This is a genomic window from Streptomyces sp. HUAS MS02 (assembly GCF_055702265.1).
The window spans coordinates 1,027,562-1,047,349 of the sequence record NZ_CM146747.1 but is presented as its reverse complement, the minus strand read 5'-3'; the positions used below and the strand labels follow the sequence as shown (position 1 = coordinate 1,047,349).

The 19,788-nt window shown below is 74.6% G+C and carries 3 protein-coding genes; 1 reads left to right on the top strand and 2 read right to left on the bottom strand.

Annotated features, from left to right (window positions below; all coding sequences use genetic code 11):
- Positions 1 to 50 precede the first annotated feature (50 nt).
- Both ACZ9QC_RS04420 and ACZ9QC_RS04415 read right to left on the bottom strand, forming a co-directional pair.
- Positions 51 to 1,154: an acyl-CoA synthetase family protein gene (locus ACZ9QC_RS04420; protein ID WP_472918915.1), complete on the bottom strand. Its 1,104-nt coding sequence runs from the start codon at positions 1,152 to 1,154 to the stop codon at positions 51 to 53.
- Positions 1,151 to 2,113 (bottom strand): ACP S-malonyltransferase, encoded by a 963-nt coding sequence (locus tag ACZ9QC_RS04415; RefSeq protein ID WP_472918914.1) that lies wholly within the window; start codon positions 2,111 to 2,113, stop codon positions 1,151 to 1,153. Before ACZ9QC_RS04415 ends, ACZ9QC_RS04420 begins: the two co-directional genes overlap by 4 nt.
- Before the next feature lie 262 nt (positions 2,114 to 2,375).
- On the opposite strand from ACZ9QC_RS04415, the gene ACZ9QC_RS04410 reads away from it, so the two are divergent.
- Positions 2,376 to 19,787 (top strand): type I polyketide synthase, encoded by a 17,412-nt coding sequence (locus ACZ9QC_RS04410; RefSeq protein ID WP_472918913.1) that lies wholly within the window; start codon positions 2,376 to 2,378, stop codon positions 19,785 to 19,787.
- The last annotated feature ends 1 nt before the right edge of the window (position 19,788 follow it).

Genomic DNA, 19,788 nt, shown 5'->3' with positions numbered 1-19,788 from the left:
CGTAAACTGGCGAGTAGATTTCCGGAGGCTTGAGGTTTCTTTGCGGAGTCCTAGTAGAGCCCCTCGGGAGCCGATGAAGTGGTCTGTAGCGGAGTCACATTCGCGACTCCGTCGGACGGCCATCTCGAGCCGGTGTCGTAACGCAGCGCCTGGTCGCGTTCCAGGATGTTGGGAAGGAACAGGTCTTCGTGCAGCACGGTCAGTCGAACCTGTCCTACGGTGCCGTATTCCACCGCCGTTGACCAGTCCTCTTTGCGTACGACATTCATTGTCACCTGCGGGTAATTCGGAACATAAGGCATGAGTTCGGCGTTCTGCTCGACGGGCAGGCCCGCCGCGTTGCCGAAGGTGTTGCCGTAGCTGCGACCGCAGATGCCGTCGTCCATCGCGGCCTCGAAGGCCCGGTACATGTCCGGGCTCAACTGCGTGCCGCTCAGCCGTACCCCCCGCAGCGGTGCGACCAGTTCGGGATTGCGGCGCACCAGCGCCTGGAAGAGCGCGGGGGTGGTGTTTATGTAGTCGATCCGGCCGTGGGTGAGCACGTCGGCGACCTGCTCCAGCAGATGGGAGGTGTACTCGCCCGCGTCCGCCAGTCGGCCGGCCCGGATGAGTCGCTTGACCCAGCGCGGGTCCATGTCGACGGCGTACACCTGCCCGGCGTACAGGTCCGACACCTCCCACACGCCGTTGCCGATCAGATGCGGTCCCGTGGGCGTCGCCTGGAGCCAGGTCCGCCCCTGGGCGAACCCCTCGGTGACGAAGGACCAGCGGCGCCACGCTCCGCGGTGCAGCAGCATGGCGGGCGTGTAGAAGACCCGGCAGGGCGTGCCGGTGGTGCCGCCGGTGTCCCAGACGCGGCCGGTCAGCGGGCGTGGCACGTCGAGCGGCACCAGGTCCGCCGGGTCCTGGGAGCGCAGGATGTCCACCGGGAACGGGCCGAACGCCGTGAGCTGCTCATAGCGGGTGATGTCCCGTGCGTCGAAGTCGAGTCGGGCGGCGCGCCGCAGCCAGTACGGGCTGCCGGTCTCCGGGTGGAAGTGCCGCGCCACCACTTTCCGGGTCCACGCGTCCAGGTCGGTTTCGAGCCAGTCTTCGATCAGCGTGTCGCACCCAGTGCCCCGCACGGCGGGCGACACGTCGGCCGGCGCGCTCACCGGGCCCGCGCCGGCGAAAGGTCTATGCCGAACTCGTACACACTGGTCAGCACCTGCTGGATGTGCTCCGGCTTGTCGACGTGCACCACCGGGAACGGGAACCTGAGGATGCCGTCCGGGATCGAGCCGCCCATGATGAGGCCGAGGCGCACACCCTGGTCCTTCATCTCGTCGCAGACGTCCACCAGGCTGATCGGGTCCGTGGGGTTCCGGTCGAACAGATCCCGAACGTCCTCCGCCGTGGTCAGGGTCTTGCGCTCCAGGCAGGAGACCAGCGGCAGTTCGGGCGCCTTGAACGGCATCGCGTCGATGTACGGCGCCATGAACTCGCGGAAGTGACCGCGCAGCGGCGAGTGCACGGCGATCGGCCGGTCCGGCAAGGGGGCGACGGTACCCGGCGGAAGGTCGGCCGCCAGCGCGTCCAGTGCCTTCCGCTCGCCCGACAGCATCAGGATCCGCATGGCCCCGTCGGCCGTCGGCCCGAAGTCCCCGGACAGGTGCACCCCGGCCCGCCCGTCGCCCCGGTACGCCGCCACCAGGTCACCCTCGGCCGGCGCGAACGCCAGCGCGAGACCCTGCTCCGGCTCCTCGGCGGACAGTTCGGGTGTGTGACGTGCGTACGCCAGCATCTCGAACAGCTCCCGCCGCCCGATCGAGCCCGCCAGGCAGCTCGCCGTCATCGCGCCGAGGCTCAGTCCGCCCAGCACCGCCGGGCTGAGCCCCTGTTCCGCAAGCACGTCGTGGATGCCGAGGGCGAGCGCCGTCTCGCGGATCGTCCCGGCGCTCTGCCGCTCCTCCTGGGGCTCCGGCAGCTCCTCCTCGAGGATCTGTCCCACCGTCAGACCCGTCCACTGCGAGACCTGCTCGTACAGGTCCCGCATCGCGGGATGGGCCCCGTACATCTCCAGACCACGCACTTCCGTACCGACTCCGCCGCCGAACAGAAAGCCCAATGCCATAGCCGACTCCCGCGTACCTCGAACAAAAAAGGCGTGAAAAGGACATGGTGCTCTCGGTGTGCCAACTGCGCTACAAGGCGGGCGAGACCACTGATGCGCAGCTACCGTACCCATCGCCCGGCCCTGCGAAAAGGGTCATCTGACTCTGTTACGAGCCACCGTCGGGTGTCGCGGGCCGCGCTATCGGAACGATATGCGGGACTGTCAGAGTTCTTCCGTGGCCCGAGTAATTTCTCTTACCCGGATGGCCGGGAAGCCGGAAATGGAAGAAATGCCAAACACGGACGACGGCGATCCCCGCATGCCGATTGCGGTCGTCGGATACTCCTGCCGACTGCCCGGCGCGCCCGACCCGGAGGCGTTCTGGCGGCTGCTCGCGACGGGTCGGCACGCCATCACCGAGGCGCCGTCCGACCGCTGGGACGCCGACGCGATCACGTCGGCCGGGGCGGCACCGGACGCCGAACGCGTGCGGTGGGGCGGTTTCCTCGACCGGGCCGACCTCTTCGACGCCGCCTTCTTCGGGATCTCCCCGCGCGAGGCCGCCGCCATGGACCCCCAGCAGCGCCTGGTGCTGGAACTCGGCTGGGAGGCCCTGGAACACGCCGGCGTCGTCCCCGGCACCCTGGCCGACAGCCCGACCGCCGTCTTCGTCGGCGCCGCCACCGACGACTACGCGACCCTGCGCGCCCGCCTGGGCGCCGCCGGCATCACCCGCCACACGGCCGTCGGCACCCAGCGCACCATGATCGCCAACCGGCTCTCCCACGCCCTCGACCTGCGGGGGCCGAGCCAGACCGTCGACAGCGGACAGTCCTCTTCCCTGGTCGCCGTCCAACTGGCCTGCGAGAGCCTGCGCGCGGGCGACTGCACGGCCGCCCTGGCCGGAGGGGTCAACCTCAACCTCGCCCTGGACGGCGCGCTCGTCGCCGCTGGCTCCGGCGCGCTCTCGCCGGACGGGCGATGCCACACCTTCGACGAACGCGCCAACGGCTATGTACGCGGCGAGGGCGGAGCCCTGGTTGTCCTCAAGACCCTCGACCGGGCCATGGCCGACGACGACTGCATCCGCTGCCTGATCCTCGGCGGCGCCGTGAACAACGCCGGCAACTCCTCCTCCGGGCTGACCGTCCCCGACGAGAGCGCCCAGCGCGAGGTGATCCGGCTCGCCCACCGGCGCGCCGGGACCCGCCCCGACCAGGTGCAGTACGTCGAACTGCACGGCACCGGGACGAAGGCCGGCGACCCCGTCGAGGCCGCGGCACTCGGCGCGGCCCTCGGCACCGCGAGGACGCCCGGCAGGCCCCTGGCCGTCGGCTCCGCCAAGACCAACGTGGGCCATCTGGAGGCCGCCGCCGGAGTCGTGGGCCTGCTCAAGGTCATCCTGTCGATCGAGTACCAGGCCCTGCCACCCAGCCTCAACTTCACCGCCCCGCCCCCCTCGGTGCCCCTGGACCGCCTCAATCTGACGGTCCAGCGGGAACTCTCGCCCTGGCCCCACGACGACCTGCCGAGGACCGCGGGGGTGAGCTCGTTCGGCATGGGCGGCACCAACTGCCACCTGGTGCTGTCGGACTGGTGCGGCCGGGGCACACCGGCCGCCGCGCCCGACCCGTCGTACGCCCCGCTGCCCGCCCTCGTCGCCCTCTCCGGCCGCGACGAGCCCGCCCTGCGCGCCCAGGCGGCACGCCTGCTCGGCCATCTCGCCGACCGCCCCGAACTAGGGACCGGCGAGATCGCGTACTCCTGCGCCACGACCCGTACCCACTTCGCGCGACGCGCGGTCGCCCTCGCCACCGATCGCGACGACCTCCTCGCGTCGATCGCGGCCCTGGCCGAAGGCCGCCCCGCGCCGCGCCTGGTGGAGGGCACCGCACGCGACGGTGGCCTCGCGTTCCTGTTCACCGGGCAGGGCAGTCAACGGCCCGGCATGGGCGCGTCGCTGCACGCCACGTTCCCCGTCTTCGCGGACGCCTTCGACGCGGCGTGCGAGGAGATGGACCGCCACCTCGACCGGCCGCTGCGGGACCTGGTCCTCGACAGCGGTGGCACCCCTGACGCGGCCCTGCTCGACCGGACCGGCTACACCCAGCCGGCGCTCTTCGCCTTCGAGACGGCGCTCTACCGGCTGCTCGAACACTGGGGTCTGACTCCGGACGCCGTACTGGGCCACTCCGTCGGCGAACTGGTCGCGGCACACGCGGCCGGCGTGCTGGACCTGCGGGACGCCTGCTCGCTCGTCGCGGCCCGAGGGCGTCTGATGGACGGCCTGCCGGGCGGCGGCGCGATGGTCTCGGTCCAGGCGTCCGAGGAGGAACTCGGCCCCGACCTGGCCGAGTTCGCCGGCCGGATCGCCGTGGCCGCGCTCAACGGACCGGCCTCGACCGTGCTCTCCGGCGACGAGAGTGCCGTGCTCCGCCTCGCCGGACGCTGGCGCGACCGCGGTCGCAGGACCAGCCGACTGCGGGTGAGCCACGCCTTCCACTCACCCCACATGGACGGCATGCTCGACGAGTTCCGCCAGGTCGCCGAGAGCCTCACCTACCGCACACCGCACCTTCCCGTGGTCTCCAACCTGACCGGCCGGACCGCCACCGAGGACGAACTGCGCTCTCCCGACCACTGGGTCCGCCATGCCCGCGACGCGGTCCGCTTCCTCGACGGGGTCAGGACCCTGCACGCCCGCGGCATCGTCCTCCACCTGGAGATCGGGCCGGACGCGGTGCTCTCCACCATGGCCCGCGACTGTGCGCCCGACGGCGCCGACCAGCTCTACGTCCCCGCCCTGCGGAAGGACCGCGACGAAGGGGCCACTCTCTACTCGGCACTCGCGGAGCTCCACGTGGGCGGCGCCACCGGCGCCCTGAACCAGATCTTCGCCAGCTCCCGAGCACACCGCGTCGCCCTGCCCACCTACGCCTTCCAACGGCAGCGCTACTGGCTCGGCTCCACCGGCGCATCGCTCCCGCAGGGCCCCGCCGCCCCGGAACTCCCGTCGCCGGAACCCGACATGGCCTCCGCGACCGCCCCCGGCGACCGGCGACCCGCACCGGCGGAGCTGGTGCGCGCACACGTGGCCCGCGTGCTCGGCCACGACTCGCCCGACGCCGTGCGGATCGGCACCTCCTTCAAGGAACTCGGTTTCAGCTCCCTCATGGGCGTCGAACTGAGCGACCTCCTCAGCAGCTCGACCGGCACACGCCAGCCCAGCACCCTGATCTACGACCACCCGACACCCGAGGCCCTGATCCGGCACCTGGGGAACGCGGCGGGCGACGGCAGGCCTGCCCCGGAGGCCCCCACCCAGGCGGGTGTGGGGGAGCCGGTGGCGGTCGTGGGGATGGCGTGTCGGTTGCCGGGTGGGGTGGTGTCGCCTGCGGGGTTGTGGGAGTTGGTGGCTGAGGGTCGGGACGGTGTGTCGGGGTTTCCGGTGGACCGGGGTTGGGATGTGGAGGGGTTGTTCGATCCGGATCCGGATCGGCCGGGGACGTCGTACACGCGGCATGGCGGGTTTTTGCATGATGCGGCGGAGTTCGATGCGGAGTTCTTCGGGATCTCGCCGCGTGAGGCGTTGGCGATGGATCCGCAGCAGCGGTTGTTGCTGGAGTCGTCGTGGGAGGCGGTGGAGTCGGCCGGCATCGATCCGCACGCGTTGCGCGGCAGCCGCACCGGAGTCTTCGCCGGAATCATGTACCACGACTACGGACCCGCACTGCACATACCCGCCGGAGGCGTCGACGGCCAGCGGCTGACCGGTGGTGCCGGCAGCGTCCTGTCGGGTCGGGTGGCGTTTTCGTTGGGGCTTGAGGGTCCTGCGGTGACGGTGGATACGGCGTGTTCGTCGTCGTTGGTGGCGGTGCATCTGGCGGTGTCGGCGTTGCGGGCGGGGGAGTGTTCGCTGGCGTTGGCGGGTGGGGTGACGGTGATGTCGTCGCCGGGGACGTTTGTGGAGTTTTCGCGGCAGCGTGGGTTGTCGGTGGATGGGCGGTGTCGGTCGTTCGCGGCGTCGGCCGGGGGGACGGGGTGGGCCGAGGGGGTCGGTCTGCTGGTGTTGGAGCGGTTGTCGGATGCGCGGCGCCATGGGCATCGGGTGCTGGCGGTGGTGCGGGGGAGCGCTGTCAATCAGGACGGTGCGAGTAATGGGTTGACGGCGCCGAGTGGGCGGGCGCAGGAGCGGGTGATCCGGGCGGCGTTGTCGTCGGCGGGTGTGTCTGCTGCTGAGGTGGATGTGGTGGAGGCGCATGGTACGGGGACGCGGTTGGGTGATCCGATCGAGGCGCAGGCGTTGCTTGCGACGTATGGGCGGGATCGTGCGGCGGGGCGGCCGTTGTGGTTGGGGTCGTTGAAGTCGAACATCGGGCATGCGCAGGCGGCTGCGGGTGTGGCTGGTGTGATCAAGATGGTGATGGCGCTTCAGCAGCGCGCGCTGCCCAGGACGTTGCACGTCGACGAGCCGACACCGTTGGTGGACTGGGCTTCGGGTGGGGTCGAGTTGCTGACGGAGCAGCGGGAGTGGGAGGCGGTCGAGGGGCGTCCGCGCCGGGCGGGGGTGTCGTCCTTCGGGATCAGCGGCACCAACGCCCATCTCATCCTGGAGGAAGCGCCCTCCGCCCCCGAACCGGAAGCGACCCCCGCCCCCGAACCGCAAGCCACCCCCGAGCCCGACACCTCCCTGGTGCCGCTGGTGCTCTCCGCCCGTACCCCGGACGCGCTGCGCGACCAGGCACGCCGCCTGCTGCCCCTGCTTCGGGACACCGCCGGGCCCGCCGCCCGCGACCTCGCCTTCTCCTTGCTGACGTCCCGTTCGCTGTTCGACCACCGTGCCGTGGTCGGCGGGGACCGGCGGGCATGGAAGGAAGGGCTCGCGGCGCTCGCCGGCGGTGCGTCCGGCGCGGACGTGGTGGCGGGCGAGGCCTCCGCCACCGGGCCGGTCGTGTTCGTCTTCCCCGGTCAGGGTTCGCAGTGGGTCGGTATGGCGGGGGAGTTGCTGGCGGAGTCGCCGGTGTTCGCGGCTCGGATGGAGGAGTGCGAGCGGGCTCTGGCGCCGTTCGTGGACTGGTCGTTGCTGGACGCCGTGCGCTCGGGGCAGGCGTGGGACCGGGTCGATGTGGTCCAACCCGCTCTCTTCGCGGTGATGGTGTCCCTGGCGGAGGTGTGGCGGTCGTTCGGTGTGATGCCAGACGCGGTCGTGGGCCACAGCCAGGGCGAGATCGCCGCCGCCGTCGTGGCGGGCGCGCTGTCCCTGGAGGACGGGGCCAAGGTCGTGGCCCTGCGCAGCCGGGCGCTGGGTGTGCTGGCCGGACGCGGCGGCATGGTCTCCGTGGCCCTCGCGCACGACCGCCTGGCCGAGCTGCTCGCCGACCGCCCCGGACTGTCGATCGCCGCCGTCAACGCCCCCTCCGCCGGGGTGGTCTCCGGCGACCCCGACGCCCTGGCCGCGTTGCTCGCGCACTGCGAGGCGCAGGGCGTACGGGCCCGGCGCATCGACGTCGACTACGCCTCGCACTCCGCCCACGTGGAGGAGATACGCGAGACGCTTCTGGAAGCCCTGACCGGACTGCGGCCGACGGCCGCCCACGTGCCGCTGTACTCCACCGTCGAGGGCGGCTGGCTGGACACCGCTCGGATGGACGCCGACTACTGGTACCGCAACCTGCGGGCCACCGTCGGCTTCGCACCCGCCGTCCGCACCCTCGCCGAGTCCGGGTACACGGGGTTCATCGAGGTCAGCCCGCACCCCGTGCTCACCATGGGCATCGAGGAGACCGTCCACGAGACCGGCTCCGAGGCCGTGGTGCTCGGTACGCTCCGGCGCGACGAGGGCGGGCTGCGGCGCCTGCACCACGCGCTCGGTGAAGCCTTCGTACGCGGGCTCCCCGTCGACTGGAAGCCGGCCCTCGCCGGCACCGGTGCCCGCCTCGTGGACCTGCCCACCTACCCGTTCCAGCGCCGCCGCTACTGGCTGGAGACCCCGCGGGCGTCGGACCTGGCCGCCCCGGCCGACGACGGTCTGTGGCGGGAGATCGAGACCCAGGACTCCGCGGCCCTCGCCGACACCCTGGGGGTCGACCCCGGGGCGGTCGGCGAGGTGGTGCCCGCCCTGTCCGCGTGGCGCTCCGAACGGATTCGGGGGCGGCGCGCCGACAGTTGGCGTCACCGTGTGGGGTGGCGTCCGCTGACGCTCGCGCCGAGGGCGTCGCTGTCCGGGCGGTGGCTCGTCGTGCTTCCGGCGGCCGACAGCGGTGCCGATGTGCTGGCCGCGCTGACGGCGGCCGGGGCCGCACCGGTCCCCGTCGTCGTCTCCGGCCCCGACCAGGACCGGGAATCCCTCGCGACCTCCCTGCGTGCCGCGTCGGGCGCGGAGCCCGTGGCCGGCGTGTTCTCGTTGCTGGCCGAGGAGACGCGCCCGCACCCCGCCCAGCCCGACGTGCCCGCCGGGCTGTCCCTGACCCTCGCCCTCGTCCAGGCGCTCGGCGACACCGGGACGGACGCCCCGCTGTGGTGCGCGACCCGGGCCCTGGCGGCCGTGGGCGGCGGCGAGCGGCCGGGAGCGAGTGCGCAGGCCGCGGTCGCCGGACTGGGCCGGACCGTCGCCCTGGAACGGCCCGACACCTGGGGCGGCCTCGTCGACCTGCCCACCGTGCTGGACGAGCGGGCCGCCGACCGGCTCGGCGCGGTCCTCGCCGACGTCACCGACGAGGACCAGGTCGCCGTGCGCTCCTCCGGCGTGTACGGCCGCCGACTGCTCCCGGTCGGTCCCGGCCGTCCGGCCGAGGCCCCCCGCAGTCCGAGTGGCACCGTCCTCATCACCGGCGGCACCGGCGGGATCGGGGCCCAGGTCGCCCGCGAACTCGCCGAGCGGGGAGCCGCCCACCTGCTGCTGCTCAGCCGCCGCGGACCCGACGCCCCCGGCGCGGACGAACTGCGCGCCGAACTCACCGCGCTCGGCGCGCGGGTGACCGTCGCCGCCTGCGACGTCGCCGACCGCGCGCAGCTGACGGCGGTCGTCGCCGCGATCCCCGAGGAGCAGCCGCTCACCACGGTCGTGCACGCCGCCGGGGTCCTCGACGACGGCACCCTCGACGCCCTCGACCCGGCCCGTCTCGCCACCCTGATGCGCGTCAAGGTCACCGCCGCCCGCACCCTGCACGAGGTCACCGACGGCATCGGCCTCGCCGACTTCGTCGTGTTCTCCTCCTTCATGGGCGTCCTCGGCAGCGCCGGCCAGGGCAACTACGCCGCCGCCAACGCCGCGCTCGACGCCCTGGTCGCCGAGCGCCGGGCCGCCGGACTGCCGGGCACGTCCGTCGCCTGGGGTGCCTGGGCCGGCGGCGGCATGGTCGACGACCGGATCGCCGACCGCCTCCGCCGCCTCGGCATCACCCCCATGGAGCCCCGGGCGGCCGTCCGGGCCATGACCGCCGCCCTCACGGACCACGACGAACTCTGCGTCGTCGTCGACGTGGACTGGCAGCGCTTCCGCGAGGCCGCCGGACTGCGCGCCACGGCACTGCTGAGCAGCCTGCCCGGAGCCGCCGCCGCGCGGACCCCGGCCCAGGCCGGACCCGCCGAGCACGACGTGCAGGACGGGCAGCTGCGCGGGCAGCTCGCCGCGCTCCCCGCCGCCGAACGGTCCCGCCACATCACCGACCTCGTGCGCACCCACGCCGCGACGGTGCTGCGCCACGGCGCGGCCACCGACATCGCCCCCGGCCGGGCCTTCGCCGAACTCGGCTTCGACTCCCTCACCGCCGTGGAACTGCGCAACCGGCTCGGCACGGCCACCGGACTGCGGTTGCCCACCACCCTGCTCTTCGACCACCCCACACCGCAGGCACTCGCCGCCCATCTCCTCGCCGAACTCGCCCCGTCGGGCCCCCCGACCGAGGAGGCCGGCGCGCTCCTCCCCAGGGGGACGACCGCCGTCGACGACGACCCGATCGCGATCATCGGCATCGGCTGCCGCTTCCCCGGCGCCGTCCACGGCCCGGACGCCTTCTGGCAGCTGCTCACCGAGGGACGGGACGTCATCGCCGACTGGCCCGCGGACCGGGGCTGGGACACCGACGGGCTCTACGACCCCGACCCGGACCGGCCCGGCACCACCTACAGCCGACGCGGCGGATTCCTCCACGACGCCGGAGGCTTCGACGCCGCCTTCTTCGGGATCTCGCCCCGCGAGGCCCTGGCCATGGACCCGCAGCAGCGGCTCCTCCTGGAGACCTGCTGGGAGACCGTCGAGCACGCCGGTATCGACCCGACCGCACTGCGCGGCCGCCCGGTCGGCGTGTTCGTCGGCACCAACGGCCAGGACTACCCCGGCGTCCTCGACGGCGCGCCCGGCGTCTCCGAGGGCCACGTCATGACGGGCAACACCGCCAGTGTGATGTCGGGCCGCATCTCGTACGAACTGGGCCTCGACGGGCCCGCGCTGACCGTGGACACCGCGTGCTCCTCCTCGCTGGTGACCCTGCACCTGGCGGCCCAGGCCCTGCGCCGGGGCGAGTGCGCGCAGGCCCTCGCCGGGGGTGTCACCCTCATGACCACGCCCAAGCTGTTCGTCGAGTTCAGCCGCCAGCGCGGACTGGCCCCGGACGGCCGCTGCAAGGCGTTCGCGGCCGGCGCCGACGGCACGGGCTGGGCCGAGGGCGTCGGCATGCTCCTCCTGGAACGCCTCTCGGACGCCCGCCGCGAAGGCCACCGGGTGCTCGCGGTGCTCGGCGGCACCGCCGTCAACCAGGACGGCGCCAGCAACGGCCTGACCGCGCCCAGCGGACCTGCGCAGCAGCGCGTCATCCGGGCCGCGCTCACCGACGCCCGGGTCACGGCCGCGGAGATCGACGCCGTGGAGGCGCACGGCACCGGCACCCGGCTCGGCGACCCCATCGAGGCCCAGGCCCTCCAGGCCGTGTACGGCGCCGGACGGACCGCCGAGGAGCCCCTGTGGCTGGGGTCGGTCAAGTCCAACATCGGCCACACCCAGGCCGCCGCCGGGGTCGCCGGCGTCATCAAGATGGTGCTCGCCATCGGCCACGGCGAACTGCCCCGGACCCTGCACGCCGACGAGCCCAGCACCCACATCGACTGGGACACGGCGGGCCTGCGGCTCCTCGGCGAGCCCACCCCGTGGCCCCGGACCGGACGCCCGCGCCGCGCCGGCGTCTCCTCGTTCGGCATCAGCGGAACCAACGCCCACGTGATCGTGGAACAGGCACCCGAGGCGGACGATGCGCAGGGCGCGGACGAGGCGCAGGACACGGCCGGAGAGACCGCGACCGGCGGCGTGGGGCGGACCCGCCCCTTCCCTGCCCGGACGCTGCCGCTGCTCCTGTCCGCCCGGACGCCCGCCGCGCTGCGCGCCCAGGCCGCCCGACTGCTCGCCCACCTCGACACGAACCCGGGCACGCCGCTGCCCGACGTGGCCCTGGCGCTCGTCCGCGGACGGGCCGCGCTGGAGCACCGGGCCGCCGTGCCCGGGGACGACGGGACGGCCGCGCGTCGCGCGCTGGGCGCCCTGGCCGCCGGGACATCCGACCCGGACCTGGTCACCGGCCTGGCGGCACCCGGGCGTACCGTGCTGCTCTTCCCCGGTCAGGGAAGCCAGCGGGCCGCCGCCGGAGCCGCGCTGTACCGCGACGAGCCGGTGTTCGCCGACGCGCTGGACGACGTGCTCGCCCACTTCGCCCCGCACCTCGACGTGCCGCTGCGCGACATCCTGTTCGCCGCCGAGGGCGACGAGCGGGCCCCACTTCTGGACCGTACCCGGTACACCCAGCCCGCGCTGTTCGCGCTGGAGGTGGCCCTGTTCCGGCTGCTGGACCACTGGGGAGTCGTCCCGGACCTGCTCATCGGCCACTCGGTCGGCGAGCTCGCCGCCGCGCACGTCGCCGGAGTGCTGGACCTGCCCGACGCCTGCGCCCTGGTCGCCGCCCGTGGCCGCCTGATGGACGAACTGCCCGGCGGCGGCGCCATGATGGCGGTCGAGGCCGGCGAGGACGAAGTGCTCCGGGTGCTCGGCGAACTCGGCCTCCTCGGAGAGACCGCAGACGGCACGGTCGGCATCGCGGCCGTCAACGGACCGGCGGCCACCGTCATCAGCGGTGACGAGGACGCCGTCCTGCGCGTGGCCGAGGAGTTCCGCCGCCAGGGCAGCCGGACCCGGCGGCTCACCGTGAGCCACGCGTTCCACTCCGCCCGGATGGACGGCATGCTCGACGCCTTCCGCGAGGTGGCCGAGGGCCTGACGTACGCCGAGCCCCGCATCCCCGTGATCTCCAACCTGACCGGTGAACTCGCCCCCGCCTCCGAGTTGTGCTCCCCGGAGTACTGGGTGCGGCACGTGCGCGGCGCGGTGCGGTTCATGGACGGCGTACGGCGGCTGGTGGCCGAGGGCGCGACGACGTTCCTGGAGGCCGGGCCGGGCGGCGTGCTCTCCGCGCTGGTGCCCGCCTGTCTGCCGGAGGACGGGTCCGGGGCGCCCGGTGTGACGGCGATCCCGTTGCTGCCCAAGGGCCGGCCGGAGGCGGCCTCGGTCGTCGCGGCCCTCGCCCGCCTGCACGTCCGTGCGGTCGCCGTCGACTGGACCGCGGGGCACGAGGGCACCGCCGCCGCGCATGTCGACCTGCCCACCTACCCGTTCCAGCACGAGCGGTTCTGGCCGCGCCCCGCCGCCGGGAAGGACGCGGACCGCGCCACCACGGGCTCGGACCCCTTCTGGGACCTGGTCGGCACGGAAGATGTGCCGTCGGTCGCCTCGCTGCTGGGACTCGACGAGCGGGCGCAGCTCGGTGACGTACTGCCCGCGCTGTCCGCCTGGCGCGCGCGCCGGGACCAGGAGTCGGCCGCCGCCCGGCACCGCTACCGCGTCGACTGGCAGCCGCTCGCCCTGCCCGCCCGCATCCGGTTGTCCGGCTCGTGGCTCCTCGCGGTGCCGGACGACTCCGCGGTCACGGAGACGGCCGCGGCCGTCGAACGAGCCCTCGCGGAGCACGGCGCCGAGACGACCGTCGTGCGGATCGGTGCCGGCACCGGGCGCGCGGAGCTGGCCGGCCAACTCCCCGCCGGGGTCACCGGTGTGCTCTCCCTGCTGGCCCTGTCCGACCTCCCTCACCCGGACCACGCGCCGCTCGGGGCGGGGCTCGCCCTCACCCTGACCCTTCTCCAGGCCCTCGGCGACACCGGCAGCCGCGCCCGGCTGTGGTGCGTCACGTCCGGCGCGGTCGAGGCGGGCCAGGACACGCCGCCGTCGCCCGCCCAGGCCCGGGTGTGGGGACTCGGCAGGGTCGCCGCCCTGGAACACCCCGACCGCTGGGGCGGTCTGGTCGACCTGCCCGAGCGGCTCGACCCCGCCGCCCTGCGCGGTCTGTGCGCATGCCTGGGGAGCGTGGCCGGCGTCGACGCCGGTCACGGCGACGGTACGACGGGCGGGCTCGCCGGTGAGGACCAGATCGCGGTCCGCCCGTCCGGCCTGCTCGGCCGACGGCTGACAGCGGCTCCGACGGACGTCCCGGCCCCCGGCGGCCGTGTCACCCCCGGCGACGACGTCACCCCCGGCCGCCAGGTCACCCCCGGCGCCGCAGCGGCCCCCACCGGCTGGCGCCCTCAGGGAACCGTTCTGGTCACCGGCGGCACGGGCGGTATCGGTCGGCACGTCGCCCGCTGGCTCGCCCGGGAAGGGGCCGAGCACCTCGTGCTGGCCGGCCGGCGGGGAACGGCCGCCCCCGGCGTGGCGGCGCTCGTCGCCGAGCTGGAGCAGGCGGGGGCCCGGGTCACCGTGGCCGCCTGTGACCTCGCCGACCGGGACGCCACGGCCGCGCTCGTCGAGCGGCTCCGGGCGGCCGGGGACACACCGCGCGCGGTCTTCCACGCGGCGGGCACCGTCTCCGACACCCGCACCGAGCAGTGCACACCCGCACAACTCCACGCCGAACTGGCCGCCAAGGCGGACGGAGCCGACCACCTCGACGCACTCCTCACCGACGAACCGCTCGACGCCTTCGTACTGTTCTCCTCCATCGCGGCCACCTGGGGCAGCGGCGGCCAGGCCGCGTACGCCGCCGCCAACGCGCATCTGGACGCCCTCGCCGCCCGGCGCAGGGCCCAGGGGCGCACCGCGCTCTCCGTCGCGTGGGGCCCCTGGGAGGACACCGGCATGGCCGAGGGCGACGCCGGCGCCGGACTGCGCCGGCACGGCCTCGTGGGCCTACGGCCCGACACGGCGCTGACCGCACTGCGCCAGGCGCTGGAAACGGGGCGCACCGAGGTCGTCGTCGCCGATGTGGACTGGCGGCGGTTCGTCCCCGTCTTCACCTCCGGGCGCCCCAGCAGGCTCCTGGGCGCACTGCCCGAGACCGTCGGGGCGGCCGGGGCCGACGAACCCTTCGAGGGCGGGCCCGCAGCCGGCACCGCCCTGCCCGAGGACCACGCCGACGGGTGGCGCGAGCGGCTCAAGGCTCTCCCCGAGGCGGAGGGCGACCGGCTCCTCGTCGAACTGATCACCACCGAGGCGGCGGCGATCCTCGGCCATGAGTCGGCCAGGCGGGTCGACCCCGAACGCCCGCTGCGCGACATCGGCTTCGACTCCATCACGGCCGTCGAACTGCGCAACCGGCTCGTCTCCGCCACCGGCTTCCGACTGCCGGTCACCGGGCTCTTCGACCACCCCACGGCGACCGGCCTCGCCCGGCACATCCGTGAGGGCCTGACGGGCGCCGCACGGCCCGCCGCCGGCCCGGACACCACCGCACCCCCGGCCCCGCACGCCACCGATCCCGCCGACGACCCGCTCGCCGTGGTCGCGATGGCCTGCCGCTTCCCCGCGGGCGTGCGCGCCCCGGAGGACCTGTGGCGGCTGGTGGCGGACGAGGTGGACGCCATCGGCGCCTTCCCCACCGACCGGGGCTGGGACCTGGACTCCCTGTACGACCCCGACCCGGACCGGCCGGGCACCTTCTACAGCTCCGGCGGCGGATTCCTCGACGGGGCGGGCGACTTCGACGCCGGCTTCTTCGGGATCTCGCCGCGCGAGGCGCTGGCCATGGACCCGCAGCAGAGGCTCCTCCTGGAGACCTCCTGGGAGGTCCTCGAACGTGCCGGGATCGACCCGCTGTCGGTCCGCGGCAGCCGGGGCGGCGTCTTCGTCGGCGTGGCCTCCCAGGGCTACGGCACAGGGCCGGGCACATCCTCCGACGGCGTCGAAGGGCATCTGCTGAGCGGCAACGTCACCAGCGTGGCGTCCGGGCGGATCGCCTACACGCTCGGTATCGAGGGCCCGGCCGTCACCCTCGACACGGCCTGCTCCTCCTCACTGGTCGCCCTGCACCTCGCCGGTCAGGCGCTGCGCGCCGGTGACTGTTCCTTCGCGCTCGTCGGCGGCGCCGCCGTGATGGCCGCCCCGGACGTGTTCGTGGAGTTCAGCAAGCAGGGCGGTCTCTCGCCCGACGGCCACTGCCGCTCGTTCGCCGACGGCGCCGACGGCACCGGCTGGGGCGAGGGCGCCGGCATGATCCTGGTCGAGCGGCTGTCCGACGCCCGGCGGCTCGGTCACCCCGTGCTCGCCCTGGTCCGTGGTTCGGCGGTCAACCAGGACGGCGCCAGCAACGGCCTCACCGCCCCGAGCGGCCTCGCCCAGCAGCGAGTGATCCGCGAGGCGCTCGCCCACGCCCGCCTGACCACCGCCGACGTCGACATGGTCGAGGCGCACGGCACCGGCACCGTCCTCGGCGACCCCGTCGAGGCCCAGGCACTGCTGGCCACCTACGGCCAGGGCCGCCCGGCGGACCGGCCGCTCTGGCTGGGTTCACTTAAGTCCAACCTCGGCCACACCCAGGCCGCGGCGGGCGTCGCGGGACTGATGAAGACCGTCCTGGCCATGGGGCACGGCACACTGCCCAGGACCCTGCACGCCGACGACCCCACCTCCCGGGTCGACTGGTCCGGCGGCGCCGTCCGGCTCCTCGACCGGGCCCGCCCCTGGCCGGCCCCCGGCCGCCCCCGACGCGCCGGAGTCTCGGCGTTCGGCATGAGCGGCACCAACGCCCATGTGGTCCTGGAGGAGGCGCCCCCGGAGCCGGCCGTACCGGAGCCGGCCGTACCGGAGCCGGACGTCCCTGAGCCGGACGTCCCTGAGCCGGACGTCCCTGAGCCGCCGACCGCCGCTCAGGACACCGGCGCCCGGCCCGACGTCCACGCGGCGCCCGCGCTGCCCTGGCTTCTCTCCGCCCGCTCGCAGCCGGCCCTGCGCGAACAGGCCGCGCGGCTGCACGCCCACCTCACCGACCGCCCCGAACTGCGGCCGGCCGACGTCGCCCACGCGCTGGCGACCACCAGGTCCGCCCTCCCGCACCGGGCCGTCGTCGTCGGCACCGGCCGCCGTGAACTGCTGGACGCGCTGGCCGCCCTCGCGGACCGGTCGGCCGCGTCCGGAGCCGTCGAGGGACAGGCCCGCAGCGGCGGCCGCACTGTCTTCGTCTTTCCCGGTCAGGGTTCGCAGTGGGCGGGGATGGGATCGGCTCTGCTGGATGCGGCTCCGGTCTTCGCGGAGTGGGTGGCGCAGTGCGAGCGGGCGCTGTCGCCGTACGTGGACTGGTCGTTGACCGGTGTGCTGCGGGGCGAGCCGGGTGCGCCGTCGTTGGAGCGGGTGGATGTGGTGCAGCCCGCGTTGTGGGCGGTGATGGTGTCGCTGGCCGCGCTGTGGCGGTCCTGCGGTGTGGAGCCGTCGGCGGTGGTCGGGCACAGCCAGGGGGAGATCGCGGCCGCCGTGGTGGCGGGGGCGCTGTCCCTGGAGGACGGGGCCAAGGTCGTCGCCCTGCGCAGCCGGGCCCTCGTGGCGCTGGCCGGGGCCGGCGGCATGGTGTCCCTCGCCGTCTCCGAGGACCGGGCCAGGGTCCTCCTGGCACCCCACGGCGACCGTGTCTGCGTGGCCGCCGTGAACGGCCCCGACGGGGTGGTGGTGGCCGGTCGGCCGGACGCGCTCACGGACCTCCTCGCGGCCTGCGAGAGGGACGGCGTACGGGCCCGACGCATCCCCGTCGACTACGCGGCCCACTCGGACCAGGTGGCCCGGGTCCGCGACGACCTGCTCGCCGCGCTGGCCGACGTGACGCCCCGCACGGGCGGGACACCGCTGTACTCCACGGTCACCGGCGAACCCCTCGACGGATCGCTGCTGACGGCGGACTACTGGTACCGGAACCTGCGTGAACCCGTCGAGTTCGCGCGGGCCACCGCACGGCTGCTGGACGCCGGATTCGACCTCTTCGTCGAGACGAGCCCGCACCCCGTGCTCACCGCCGGAATCGAGGGAACCGCCGAACGGGCGAGCCGGACCGTCACCACCGTCGGGACGCTGCGGCGCGACGACGGCGACTCCGCACGGGTCCTCGCCTCGCTCGCCGAGGCCTGGACCACCGGAGCCACGGTGGCCTGGCCGGACGTCGTGGCCGAGGCCGCGCCCGGCGCCCGACCCGTCCCCCTGCCCACCTACGCCTTCCAGCGCACCCGGTTCTGGCTGCCCACCCCGGGCCGGACCGCCCCGGCGGCCGGCGCGGCCGGCGGCGGCGCCGCACAGGACCGCTTCTGGGCGGCCGTGGACAGCGGCGACCCGGCCGGGCTGGCCGCCGCCCTCGGCGCGGACGCCGACGCCACGCCGGAGGGCTTCGCCCCGGCGCTGCGCGAGGTGCTGCCGGTGCTGTCCGGCTGGCGTCGCGCCCGGCTCGACCGGGACGCCGTACGGTCCCTCGGCTATCGGGTCCGCTGGCAGCCGGTGGCCGACCCGCCCGCCGCGCCGCTCGACGGCGACTGGCTTCTCGTCGTACCGAAGCAGCACACCGACGACCCGCTCGTCGGCGCGTGCCAGGACGCGCTGCGGCTCGGTGGCGCGCGGGCCCGTACCGTCACCGTCGACGCGGGCGACGCGGCCCGGACCGCGCAGGACGTCGCCGACGCCGTCGCGGACGCGGCGCGGCCGGTCTCCGGCGTGCTGTCGCTGCTGGCCCTGGACGAGCGTGCGGCGGCGGAAGGGGCCCCGGTGCTCGCGGGAACCGCCGCCACCCTCGAACTGCTCAAGGCCCTGGACATCCTGGGGATCGACGCCCCGTTGTGGTGCGTGACCGGCGGCGCGGTCGCCGTCCACCCCGACGAGCGGCTCACCCGTCCGGGCGGGGCCCAGCTGTGGGGGCTCGGCCGGGTCGTCGGCCTGGAACAGCCGGGGCGCTGGGGCGGCATCGCCGACCTGCCGCCGAGCCCCGGCCCCGACGAGGCGCGCCGCCTCGCCGCCTTCCTCGCGGGCGGCCACGAGGAGGACCACCTCGCCGTACGGCCCACCGGCGCTCACGCGCGCCGGCTCGTCCACGCCCCGGCCCCCGACGCCTCGGCGGGCCGCGACCGGACGCCGGCCGGAGGCACCGCCCTGATCACCGGCGACACCGGGACGCTGGGCGCGGACATCGCCCGCTGGCTGGCCCGGCGCGGCGCCCGCCAGGTCGTCCTGGCAGGGGACCGGAGCGCGGATCAGGTGGCCGTGGCCGCCCTGCGCGACGAACTCGCCGAACTGGGCGCCGAGTTGACCGTTTCCGACGGCGGGGACCCCTTGGCCGCCCTGCCCGGCGGGGCACCCCTGACCGTCGCCGTCCACCTCGCCCGCGCCCATGACCCCGGCGCCTCGCTCGCCGAACTCACCCCCGAGGATCTGGAGGCCGCCCTGCGTTCCGCCCTCGGCCCGGTGGCCGGCCTCGACGCGCTGCTCGACGGCCACCCGGCACCGGACTCCGTCGCCCTCGCCGTGCTGTTCCCGCTGAGCGGTGTCTGGGGCGCCGCCCGGCGGGGCGCCGCCACCAGCGCGTACGCCGCCCTCGAAGCGCTGGCCCGCGACCGCCGCGACCGGGGCAGCCGCTGCGTCACCCTCGCCCTCGGCGGCCTGGAACCCGCGCCCGCCGGATCCGACCCGGTGGAGAGCCCGCTGGACGCGAACACCGTCCTCGCGGCCCTGCAACAGTCGCTGGACCACGACGAACCCGCCGCGATCCTCGCCGACGTCCGCTGGGACCGCCTCGTGGCGGCCGTGCCCGACCCCCGAGCACTGCGGCTGCTCAGCGAACTGCCCGAGGCGGCCTCCGCACCGGGCGACGCCACGGGGGACGACGAGGACGACGCGGCCGCCGAACTCGCCCGCCGGCTCGACCCGTTGGACGAATCCGCGCGACGCCGGCTGCTGCTCGACCTGGTGTGCGACCACGCGGCCGCGGTCCTCGGCCACACCGGCCGCCAGGCCGTCCCGGCCGACCAGGCGTTCTCCGCCGTCGGGTTCGACTCGATGCTCGCCGTGTCCTTCCGCAACCGGCTGCGCACGGCGACCGGCGTCCCCATCGCCGCGACGGTGGTGTTCGACCATCCCACCCCCACCGCCCTCGCCGACCACCTGTACGACGGGCTGTGCGCCCGTCCCGGACCGGCCGTTCCCGCGCTCGCCGAACTCCGGGCGCTGGAGGCGGCCCTGACCTCCGCCGACCCACGCGCCGACGGCGCCGACGAGCTCGGCGCACGCCTGCAGGACCTCGTACGGACCTGGGCCCGGCGCACGGCGCCCGACACCGGCCCGGCGGACACCGACGCGATCGGGTCGGCCAGCGCCGACGAACTGTTCGACCTGCTGGACAACAACTTCGGAATGGCCTGAG